Here is a 10,259-nt window from a genome sequence, read left to right on the forward strand (position 1 = left end):
GGCGGGCTTTTTTATGCCTCATTATGCTGACAGTAGCTGTTATAAGCCTCAACAAATAGCTTCGCATTTGTTGTAGTTTGGTGGACAGATTGCCCAATGCGATAGAGATCGCTGCCTAATCCGGCACTGTAACAACCTGCATTCAGGTAATGAGACAGATTGTCAGGGCGAATTCCGCCTACGGCATATAAAGGTGTTTGAGGAGGTAAAACCGCTTTTAATGCCCGGATGTAATTCGGTCCCAGTTCTCCCGCAGGGAAAATTTTCAGTCCATCTGCGCCGTGCCTGAGTGCAAGAAATGCTTCGCTGGCTGTGTGGCAACCGATGCAGGTTTTCATTTGGGCCGCTTTGGCGGCATCAATTAATTCCGGATCGGTGTTGGGTGTAAGGATAAATGCGCATCCAAGTGAAGAGAGAGTGCTGATATCCGCGACATGAGTAACCGTCCCTGCACCGATTTTTATCGTCTGGCCATAATGCTCCACGGCCAAAGCAATACTGCTTTTCCAGTCTGGAGAATTCAGCGGTATTTCTATTGTGCTGAAGCCAGCTGTGATCAGCGCGTCAATATGAGCCAGCACCTCATCAGGCTTCACCCCGCGCAGAATGGCGACCAAAGGGTTACGGCTATTCATGTAAAAGTCTCCTGATACCATTAATAAATGCTTTTTCACCATTGCACAGACGACAGTGATAACCGAAATGATGAAACAAACTTTGATAGCGGCTGAGCAAATCTTCATTGCCTACCAAAACGACTTCTTCCCCGGTGTTAATGGCGTAATGCTGTAGCATTTGCGCTATTTCGTGGCCAATCAGTAATCCTGAGAGAGATTCGTATAGCGTGTCGGGTGGCAAGGAATGGCTGAGTATTCGAGCTCTGAGGTCAAATACGCTGCGGGATAAACACGTTTCATTCCAGCCACGTTCGGCTCCGTCTAAAAAAGCCTGAATGTTCGTGTTTTGTTCCCCGGCATTTTTTCCCACTATGGAATAGTGGGAGAGCAAATGAAAAAACTCGCCGGTCATGATAGTTTGAAAATCGCAGACGATACCCTCTTGCACCTGAACCCATTTGCTGTGTGTCCCAGGGAAGACGTACCAGAGGTCATCAGTCAGGGCGCCAAAAAGTTGCGTTTCCTCTCCACGCATGACGTTGTAGGTTTTCGGTCCGGCAATTTGCAGACCCGGTACGATGAAAGTGGGAAAAGGACCCGCATCTTCAACCGCTGTCAGATGCTGCGATAATGCGCTTAACGGGGTTGGGCAACGCAAATAGTGGCTATCTACCCAACCGATATTACTGCCCACCATACCGCTCATTATGACGGTTGTATCTTTGCTTAATGGCTGCGGACACAAACTTAGCAGTGTTAGCCAGGTATCTTTGAATGCGTCAGGATTATGCTTGAGTACACCATTCTGATCGGCGTGTTGCCAGACACATTGATTCTGTTGATAGACCCAAATACGCAGGTTGCTGGAGCCCCAATCCACGGCAATAAAATTCTCTGAATTGAACATACATCATTCCTGATACGAAAAGATGGCCCTAAGCGGGCCATATTCGGGGGATTACTCGTCGGCAATAACCATTTTTTTATCAAAATTGATCAGCAGCGAGCAGATGAGATAACCCACAGCGGCCAGTGCAAAGAACATCATGGCGGCGTAATAATTTCCGGTGGATTGCACCAGGAAACCGATAAAAATTGGCAGGATAGCGGCGAATAAGTTACTGGTGAAGTTCATGGTCCCACAGATGGTACCCGCAACAGATTGCGCGCCTAGCAGCCCTGGTATTGACCAGTAAACACTGGCCCACCGCAATGGGAAAAGGGCAATGGTGAGCAGGGTTATCGCAACGGCTGGTGTAGAACTTTGTGCGCAAAGGAAAATACCAACGCCAGCGGTAGTGGCAGAAATAGCCAACATTGTATGCATCACACGGCTTGTTTTTGCCCCTTTGCTGCGCCATTTATCCATAATGTAGCCGCCGGTCAGTTGGCCGACAAAACACAGCAAGAAGATCAGCGCCATTGCTCCACCCATCGATTTGATATCGAAACCGTAGGTGGCCTGAAAGTAGAGCGGCAGCCAGGTCATCAGGCCGTAGAACACAAAGCTGTAGCAAACCCAACCACCGATGAGCGCAATCACATTCCGTTGTTTTAGATAAGGTTTGATGTCGGCCAGACGGTATTTCTTGCTGCTGGTTTCAGCACCGTTTGCAGCGGTAATATGGTCCAGTTCTGCTTTATTAATGCTGGGATGTTCTGATGGATAAGTGCGGATGTACCACCAGGCCAGTAAGCCGACCACCATTGTTCCCACACCTGCCACCACAAATGCCATACGCCAGGAGTCGAAAAAAGCAATAAGTCCTGCGATGATCACCGCCCCTAATGCCGTCCCCAACGGCGCGCCGCCATCAAGTAGCATCGAACCACGCCCGCGTTCTGTTGGTGTTAACCATGTCCCCATTAACTTTGCGCCAGCGGGCATAATTGGAGATTCAGTAACGCCTAACCCCAGTCGAGAAAGTGAGAGAGTAAAAATGGAGTGGCACAGCGCCGCGACGGCCTGAAATGCTCCCCATAAGATAGTGGCCAGCGCTATGATATTTCTCGCTTTAAATTTATCAGCAATAACTCCACTGGGAATTTGCATCAAAGCATAAGCCCAGAAAAAGGCACTATGAATAACCCCAACAACGCGTGTGTCAGTAATGCCAAATTCATCCGTAATATATGGCATGGCAATGGAAAGAGATGTGCGGTCAATATAATTAATGGCGCCTAATAAAAGCATGATGATAAATATCCGCCATCTTACAGTTGTTGCCTTTAATTTTTCTTCTTCAGTATTTGCATTAACAAGAGACATAAGGGCTCCTTGCCATACTCATAATAATATGAGTATGGCGGTACGAGGTATTATTATATTGTGAAGTGTTACATTATGGAGCCAATAGTCCATGGGACGAATTCTTGACTGCCATAGCCAAATTCCTCACTCTTTGTTTTTTTACCGGATGCCATCTCAAGAATCATCTGGTAAATACGTTCACCAACTTCTGCAATTGTTTCTTCCCCCTCTACAATAGTTCCGCAATTTATATCCATATCCTCCTGCTGACGTTCCCAAAGTGCGTTATTGGTAGCCAGCTTCAGACTTGGGGTTGGTTTGGATCCAAACGCCGAACCGCGGCCTGTTGTGAAGCAGAGAAGATTTGCCCCACCGGCGATTTGCCCCGTGACGGCAATAGGGTCATACCCTGGTGTATCCATAAAGACAAAACCTTTCGCGGTAACTGGTTCCGCGTACTCATACACTTCTGTCAGATTTGTTGTGCCTGCTTTAGCAATACCACCGAGTGATTTTTCCAGTATTGTCGTCAGCCCTCCGACTTTGTTACCCGCAGAGGGATTATTGTTCATTTCACTTCCAGTGCGGCGACAGTATTCTTCCCACCAGTGAATACGGGCGATAAGTTTTTCCCCGACTTCACGGGAAACGGCGCGGCGAGTAAGAAGATGCTCAGCGCCATAAATTTCGGAGGTTTCAGATAATATCGCTGTTCCACCTTGTTGGATCAACTTATCTGCCGCATAACCCAGCGCTGGATTGGCTGAAATCCCGGAATAACTGTCGGAACCGCCACATTCCAATGCGAGAATGATTTCTGATACAGGGATTGGTTGACGTGTTACCCGGTTAGCAACAGGCAGCATTTGGTTAACCAGGTTAATTCCTTTTTCAATGGCATGACGTGTGCCGCCCACCTCCTGAATGGTATAGCTGTGCATCATTGGGCCATCAGCTAACCCATGGGCGTTCATCATATCTTTAATTTGGCTGGATTCGCATCCCAGCCCAACGATGATTACTCCGGCAAAGTTTGCATGGGTGGCATAACCGGCCATCGTACGTCTCATGACATCCATTGATTCACTTTTAGATCCGATGGCACAGCCAAAACTTTGTGGCAGCGACACCACGCCATCAACATTTGGATAGTCTGCAAGACCATGCAGACGAAAGTGATCCTCAATCGCTCTGACGACCGTAGCACTACAGTTTACGGAGCTTAAAATGCCGATGTAGTTGCGTGTAGCAGCGCGGCCGTCAGCCCGGCGGATACCCAAAAAAGTATCCTGTTGAGGAACCGAAGAGGGAGAATGGCAGTCTTCACCCCAGGCATAATCTCGTTCAAAATCGCCCATACCTAAATTATGCATGTGGACGTGTTCGCCGGGCTTAATTGGCTGAGTTGCGAAGCCAATTATCTGCCCATAACGTTTGACCGCATCACCTACGTTACACGCATGCAGGGCGATTTTATGCCCTGCTGGAATTTCACTTAGCACCGTAATTTGTTCTTCTTCAAGCCAGGTGCCCACGGGGACCGTCTGTCTTGCGATAACCACATCATCTTTGGGATTCAATTTTAGTACAGGGTTGATGTTCATTATCATTGCTCTCATGCTGGTTTACACCGAAATACGGGATAGAATATTTTTAACCTGCGCTATTTTTTCTTCATTCAACGGTAATGCAGGAGGGACAACTGCGGTTGATATGTCCACACCACTTAATTTTATGGCTGTCTTTATAACGCCAAAGAACGGTTGTTCTAATGCATATAAAGGTGATAATCCTGACAGTTGTTGTTGAAGTGCTTTAGCCGTGGCGAGATCGTTCTGCTGAACAGCCTGATAAATTCCGCGCGTAATATTAGGTGCAAAGTTAAATGTTGCCGGAATTCCACCATGCCCCCCCAACATTAATGTATCAAGTAAATATTCGTCATAGCCGCTGAAAATGATAAAATCTGGGCGGAAACAGTGAACCTGATTGATGATTTCCCTGGTGTGGCTAATATTATCAATAGTGTCTTTAATTCCGACAATATTGGGTACTTCGCGGGCAAGGCGAGTGATGACGTTTAAACCAATATCCTGGCCGGTTAGTTCTGGAAAGTTATATAGGAAGACTGGAACGTTTAACGCTTCAGCAATTCTTTTGTAATGCGTAAAGCGGGCTTCTTCGCTGAGTTTTGCATAATAAGGATTGACTACCAGTACTCCTTGCGCGCCCGCTTTTTCGGCATGCTTTCCAAGCTGGATAGTTTCTGCTGTGCTAGCGCAGGCGATACCGATAAGTACGGGGACCCTGCCGGCAACATGCTGCAGACTAAATTCTGCAATCTGTTTTCTTTGTTCAGACGAGAAATGTGAAAATTCGCCGCCGCTGCCCAGAATTAGCATTCCGTCGGCACCATTGCTAATCACATGATCAATCATTACCGCCATTCCTGCGCGATCCAATTCACCGTTATCGTCAACGATGGTCGGTACTGGCGGGAAGATGCCCTTAAAAACGTTCAACATGCTCACTCCTTATTGTTCTGTATATGGAACTTATGTTCTGTATGTTGAAGTTAGTACAGCAAATATCCAAATCGTTCGTCAATGCTTTTTGCAGAACAAATGAACAACTGTGAGGTGGATCGGGTTTGCGGATGTAAGATTTAGGCAACAGAGCGCAGTTTGCATATGTGCAAAAAAGCCGCATACCTGGGAAAAGTGATTGCGGTATACTGTGCAGAGTCTATGAATAAAAAAGATTAATTGCGCATGAACCAAGACATCACGACTTCTGTTCCCGCTCTGGATAAGACGGTAAAAATCTGTAATTACCTTTTTAATTCTCCTGGAGCAACATTCAGTCAGATCCAGCAGGATCTGGCATTGCCAAAAAGCAGCACGTCTTCTCTGCTAAATGCGCTGGTTGAGCATCATCTTTTGCGTCTGGAAAAGGGGCGTTTCTTTTTAGGATTGAAGCTGTACGAATGGGGAAATCGTTCATTGGAGCAGTTTGATATCCGTAATGCAGCGCTTCCTGTTTTGGAAAAACTGCGTCAACAAACGGACCTGACCTGTCACTTGGGCATATTGGATGAAGTCGCGCCAATTTATCTTATGAAGCTGGAAAACACCCAGCCGATTGGCATTCGTACCTGGGTCGGTAAAAAATTGCCGATGCACAGTTCCGGTGTAGGGAAAGCGCTGTGTGCCTGGCTGCCGCAGGATAAAATCGACGAACTGTTGCCGGATGAAGACCTGCCGAAATATACCGATACCACCATTACCAGCAAAAAAGCGTTGATGAAGGAATTTGCCAGAATCCGCGCGCAAGGCTGGGTATTTGATAATGCGGAAGACTCTCCTGGTATCTATTGCATTGCCGCACCGGTATTTAACCGTAATAAAGATGTGATTGCAGCAATCAGCATCAGTGGCGTTGAACTACAAATGCCAAAAGATTGTATTCCACAATATTCTCAGTGGGTGCGCGAAGCCTGCCAGTCACTCTCGGCAAAATTAGTTTAAGTATGCAGGTGTCGTAGTTAATGATCTGGATAATGCTGGCCACCCTGGTGGTTGTTTTTGTGGTGGGATTTCGGGTGCTGACGTCCGGTTCACGACGCGCAATTCGCCGTTTGAGCGAGCGACTGAATATCGATGTCGTGCCGGTAGAGTCGATGATCGATCAGATGGGAAAAGTACAGGGTGAGGCGTTTTTACAGTACCTACACCGCCCGGATGAATCGCATCTGCAAAATGCTGCCCAGGTGTTGTTGATCTGGCAAATCGTGATTGTCGACGGCAGTGAGCAGAACCTGTTGCAATGGCACCGCTGGCTGCAAAAAGCCCGGCTGGCTGCACCTATTACCGATGCGCAGGTACGTCTGGCGCTCGGTTTTCTGCGCGAGATGGAGCCGGATATGCAGGAACTTAATGCGTTTCAGATGCGCTATAACGCCTTTTTCCAGCCCGAAGATGGCGTGCATTGGTTGCATTGATAGTCATGCCTGATGGCGTTACGGTTCTCAGGTCGACAAAAGGGCCCTGCCGTAGATGGAATAAGCCACATCGCCATTCAGCGGTGAAAGTTGTTGAAACGTTAAATGCGTCACAAATTTAATGTTACACTGCGTAACTTTTCTACAATAACCCCACGCAGGTAACAAAATGAGTGAAGCTGTTGAACAAAAATCCCGCGCTGAGGCAAATTCCCGACCTAACTGGTCGGCGGTATTTGCCGTGGCGTTCTGCGTTGCCTGCCTGATAACTGTTGAGTTTCTGCCCGTTAGCCTGTTAACGCCGATGGCGCAGGATCTGGGTATTTCGGAAGGTGTTGCCGGGCAATCGGTGACCGTGACGGCATTTGTCGCCATGTTCGCCAGCCTGTTTGTGACGCAAATTATTCAGGCGACCGATCGTCGCTACGTGGTGATCCTGTTTTCGGTGCTGCTGACGCTTTCCTGTCTGCTGGTTTCCTTTGCCAACTCTTTTTCGCTGCTGCTCATTGGCCGCGCCTGTCTCGGTCTGGCGCTTGGTGGCTTCTGGGCGATGTCGGCGTCGCTGACCATGCGTCTGGTTCCTGCACGTACGGTGCCGAAGGCGCTGTCGGTTATTTTTGGCGCAGTCTCCATCGCGCTGGTGATTGCTGCACCGCTGGGGAGCTTTTTAGGCGGCATTATCGGCTGGCGTAATGTGTTTAATGCGGCGGCGGTGATGGGCGTGCTGTGCACGATTTGGGTGGTGAGAGCGTTGCCTTCGCTGCCTGGCGAGCCTTCGCATCAGAAACAAAACATGTTCAGCCTGTTGCAGAGACCGGGGGTGATGGCCGGGATGATCGCCATCTTTATGTCCTTTGCCGGGCAGTTCGCCTTCTTTACCTATATTCGCCCGATCTATATGAATATGGCGGGCTTTGACGTTGATGGCCTGACGTTGGTGCTGCTGAGCTTCGGTATTGCCAGCTTTGTTGGTACGTCGCTTTCGTCGATGATTTTGAAGCGTTCGGTCAAACTGGCGTTAGCCGGTGCGCCACTGGTGCTGGCGCTCAGTGCGCTGGTCCTGATTCTGTGGGGCAGTGACAAAGTGGTGGCGGCGGGTATTGCGATTATCTGGGGACTGTTGTTTGCGCTGGTACCGGTCGGCTGGTCGACGTGGATCACGCGCTCGCTTGCCGATCAGGCAGAAAAAGCCGGATCGGTGCAGGTCGCCGTGATCCAGCTTGCCAATACCTGTGGGGCTGCGGTGGGAGGCTATGCGCTCGATACTCTCGGACTGCTGTCACCCCTGATGATTTCCGGCAGCCTGATGCTGCTGACGGCGCTTCTGGTGGCAGCAAAAGTTCGCATAAAGGGTATGCAATAAACTAACGCTCGGTATGCCGGATCGCTATCCGGCATCCTGGTTATTTTTAATTAAAACCATTGTTTTCGGCTGTATGGGCAAACCATTCGCCGCTCTTTTTCACCGTACGTTTTTGCGTTGCTAAATCTAACTGAACAAAACCGTAGCGATTTTTATATCCGTTGAGCCAGGACCAGTTATCAATAAAAGTCCACATATGGTAGCCAAGACAATTACAGCCTTCGCTGATGCCTTTATGTAGCCATTTTAGATGCTCAGAAACAAATTCAATACGATAGCTGTCGTTGATCTGGTCATGCTCAACGAAACGCTGCTCATTTTCCACACCCATACCGTTTTCAGAAATAAAGCAGCGCGGGTTGCCGTAATTATCACGAAGATTAGTAATAATATCGTAAATACCAGGCTCATAAATTTCCCAGCCACGGTAAGGGTTCATTTTACGCCCCGGCATTTCGTAATAATCAAACAGCCACTCCGGCATAAACGGCGCGTTTGGATTGACGGCAGTATCACGACATTTCACGCGGCGCGGCTGATAATAATTGATACCGAGCAGGTCGATTTTCCCCTCGGCGATGAGCTGACTGTCGCCCGGCTGGCATACCGGTAACTGATCGTACTCTTTCAGCAGTTCGACCAGATCCGCCGGATATTCCCCTTTTAGTACCGGATCAAGAAAGCTGCGGTTAAACAGCAGATCCGCATGGTGCGCGGCTTTTACATCCGCCGGGTGCTGCGAGCGTGGATAAGAGGGCGTCAGATTCAGGATCACACCGATCTCACCGCCGTAGTTTCCGGCGTGATACGCCCGCACCGCCGTGGAATGCGCCAGTACAGTGTGATACGCCACGGTGGCCGCACGTTTGAAATCCACCACGTTTGGGTAATGGAAGTCATACAGATAGCCGCCTTCTACCGGAACAATCGGTTCGTTAAAGGTGAACCAGTGCTTCACCCGGTTGCCGAACAATGTAAAACACGTCTGTGCGTAGCGGCCAAACGCCTCAACCACCTCACGGTTTTCCCAGCCGCCTTTCTCCTGCATCACCATCGGCATGTCGAAGTGAAACAGGGTGATAAACGGTGTAATGCCTTGCGAAAGCAGCTCGTCGATGACGTTGTTATAGAAATCGACGGCCTCAGGATTCACCTCGCCAGTACCGTCCGGAATCAGTCGTGACCAACTGATTGAGGTGCGGAAGCTGTTGTGTTTCAGCTGCTTGAGCAGTGCGATGTCCTGTTTCCAGTGCTGATAAAACGTGGATGTGTTCGCCGGGCCAACCCCCTGGTGGAAACGCCCTGGCTGGCGATCGAACCACACGTCCCATGTTGTCTGGCTTTTGCCGCCATTCAGGCTATCCCCTTCGGTTTGCAGCGCCGAGCAGGCACTCCCCCACCAAAAGTTATCAGGAAAACGGTATCGCATTATCTTGCTCCTTGATGTATTTCACTTCCCTACACAATAGGCGATTTTGCTAAACAGAAACCGGTTACAGCGCTCGTTTTTCAATACGATAGTTACAAATCCGGGCATTCAACTTTGCCCAACGCTTCCCAGTAGTTGTTCTGGTTATTTCTTTGTATTGCCAGAATAGCCTCGCGGATATGCTGCTGATTACGTGTATCAGACATAATCGTTTTTTCCCACACGTCATCGGAGGGGGATCCCTGTGGGGTGCAAATCTTGCGTAAATCCTTTAATACGGTGTTTTTTTCATGAACAGACTGTAGAGAGCCATAAGCCGAATCGGCCTGCGCTAAACCCGGCAGCGTGAAAAGAATGGCAATAAGCGGTAAAGCGGCTCGTTTCATGATAATAATCCTTGTTGTCGATGCGCATCATCTCAAGAGTAAGTGTAGACGGCATGCGCCTCACTCATCAGCCTGTGTTAATTTCTAAACAAATAATCAGCCAGAAGTTGTAGTTTTTCAGGAGGATAGGATGCAAATACAGATTACAGATACCATTACCGAAGACGATCAAAATGCCCTGCTTGCCGGATTGCGCGCCTACAACCGCCAGTT

10 protein-coding genes and 1 pseudogene are annotated in these 10,259 nt (G+C 48.8%); 4 read left to right on the forward strand and 7 right to left on the reverse strand.

The genetic code is table 11. The features are described from left to right. Positions 1-11: 11 nt before the first annotated feature. From FDX03_RS21255 to FDX03_RS21275, 5 genes are all read right to left on the reverse strand, one after another. A complete protein-coding gene (locus FDX03_RS21255; RefSeq protein WP_137346550.1) occupies positions 12-635 on the reverse strand; it encodes a 2-dehydro-3-deoxy-6-phosphogalactonate aldolase in 624 nt (207 codons plus the stop codon). Further along, positions 628-1,524 carry a 2-dehydro-3-deoxygalactonokinase gene (locus FDX03_RS21260; protein WP_137346551.1) on the reverse strand — a complete coding sequence of 299 codons (897 nt, stop codon included), beginning with the start codon at positions 1,522-1,524 and terminating at the stop codon, positions 628-630. The genes FDX03_RS21255 and FDX03_RS21260 overlap by 8 nt, the downstream gene beginning before the upstream one ends. A 51-nt stretch (positions 1,525-1,575) precedes the next feature. Beyond that, on the reverse strand, positions 1,576-2,886 hold the full coding sequence (locus tag FDX03_RS21265) for an MFS transporter (protein WP_005121510.1): 1,311 nt from the start codon (positions 2,884-2,886) through the stop codon (positions 1,576-1,578). A 68-nt stretch (positions 2,887-2,954) separates the two neighbouring features. Beyond that, the gene (locus tag FDX03_RS21270) at positions 2,955-4,472 is read right to left on the reverse strand and encodes an altronate dehydratase family protein (protein WP_061066882.1); all 1,518 of its coding nucleotides are present in this window, start codon (positions 4,470-4,472) and stop codon (positions 2,955-2,957) included. A gap of 21 nt (positions 4,473-4,493) precedes the next feature. Continuing rightward, positions 4,494-5,393, reverse strand: a complete 900-nt coding sequence (locus FDX03_RS21275; RefSeq protein ID WP_115642656.1) for a dihydrodipicolinate synthase family protein — start codon at positions 5,391-5,393, stop codon at positions 4,494-4,496. A gap of 246 nt (positions 5,394-5,639) precedes the next feature. Here FDX03_RS21275 and FDX03_RS21285 point away from each other — a divergent pair, with 246 nt between their 5' ends. The 3 genes from FDX03_RS21285 to nepI all read left to right on the forward strand — a co-directional run bounded on the left by FDX03_RS21285 (position 5,640) and on the right by nepI (position 8,231). After that, positions 5,640-6,395, forward strand: coding sequence for an IclR family transcriptional regulator (locus tag FDX03_RS21285; RefSeq protein WP_005121514.1), 756 nt, complete (start codon positions 5,640-5,642; stop codon positions 6,393-6,395). Positions 6,396-6,415: 20 nt separating this feature from the next. Beyond that, positions 6,416-6,868 carry a DUF1198 family protein gene (locus tag FDX03_RS21290; protein ID WP_003827141.1) on the forward strand — a complete coding sequence of 151 codons (453 nt, stop codon included), beginning with the start codon at positions 6,416-6,418 and terminating at the stop codon, positions 6,866-6,868. A 169-nt stretch (positions 6,869-7,037) separates the two neighbouring features. Continuing rightward, positions 7,038-8,231 (forward strand): purine ribonucleoside efflux pump NepI, encoded by a 1,194-nt coding sequence (gene nepI / locus FDX03_RS21295; RefSeq protein WP_061066880.1) that lies wholly within the window; start codon positions 7,038-7,040, stop codon positions 8,229-8,231. Between the two features lie 46 nt (positions 8,232-8,277). Here nepI and FDX03_RS21300 read toward each other — a convergent pair whose 3' ends face one another. Continuing rightward, positions 8,278-9,660, reverse strand: a complete 1,383-nt coding sequence (locus FDX03_RS21300) for a glycoside hydrolase family 1 protein (RefSeq protein WP_137346552.1) — start codon at positions 9,658-9,660, stop codon at positions 8,278-8,280. Between the two features lie 92 nt (positions 9,661-9,752). After that, on the reverse strand, positions 9,753-10,046 hold the full coding sequence (locus FDX03_RS21305; RefSeq protein WP_003840665.1) for a YicS family protein: 294 nt from the start codon (positions 10,044-10,046) through the stop codon (positions 9,753-9,755). 130 nt (positions 10,047-10,176) lie between these two features. On the opposite strand from FDX03_RS21305, the pseudogene FDX03_RS23875 reads away from it, so the two are divergent. After that, positions 10,177-10,259 (forward strand): annotated as a pseudogene (locus FDX03_RS23875) (N-acetyltransferase); the annotation flags it as partial.

This window comes from Citrobacter sp. wls827 (genome assembly GCF_005280875.1).
Taxonomy (GTDB): domain Bacteria; phylum Pseudomonadota; class Gammaproteobacteria; order Enterobacterales; family Enterobacteriaceae; genus Citrobacter; species Citrobacter youngae.

Bases quoted from the DNA above. Each gene is read 5' to 3' on its own strand.
- nepI (WP_061066880.1), top strand. From the start codon at position 7,038: ATGAGTGAAGCTGTTGAACAAAAATCCCGCGCTGAGGCAAATTCCCGA.
- FDX03_RS21275 (WP_115642656.1), bottom strand. From the start codon at position 5,393: ATGTTGAACGTTTTTAAGGGCATCTTCCCGCCAGTACCGACCATCGTT.
- FDX03_RS21260 (WP_137346551.1), bottom strand. From the start codon at position 1,524: ATGTTCAATTCAGAGAATTTTATTGCCGTGGATTGGGGCTCCAGCAAC.
- FDX03_RS21265 (WP_005121510.1), bottom strand. From the start codon at position 2,886: ATGTCTCTTGTTAATGCAAATACTGAAGAAGAAAAATTAAAGGCAACA.
- FDX03_RS21305 (WP_003840665.1), bottom strand. From the start codon at position 10,046: ATGAAACGAGCCGCTTTACCGCTTATTGCCATTCTTTTCACGCTGCCG.
- FDX03_RS21300 (WP_137346552.1), bottom strand. From the start codon at position 9,660: ATGCGATACCGTTTTCCTGATAACTTTTGGTGGGGGAGTGCCTGCTCG.
- FDX03_RS21285 (WP_005121514.1), top strand. From the start codon at position 5,640: ATGAACCAAGACATCACGACTTCTGTTCCCGCTCTGGATAAGACGGTA.
- FDX03_RS21290 (WP_003827141.1), top strand. From the start codon at position 6,416: ATGATCTGGATAATGCTGGCCACCCTGGTGGTTGTTTTTGTGGTGGGA.
- FDX03_RS21270 (WP_061066882.1), bottom strand. From the start codon at position 4,472: ATGAACATCAACCCTGTACTAAAATTGAATCCCAAAGATGATGTGGTT.
- FDX03_RS21255 (WP_137346550.1), bottom strand. From the start codon at position 635: ATGAATAGCCGTAACCCTTTGGTCGCCATTCTGCGCGGGGTGAAGCCT.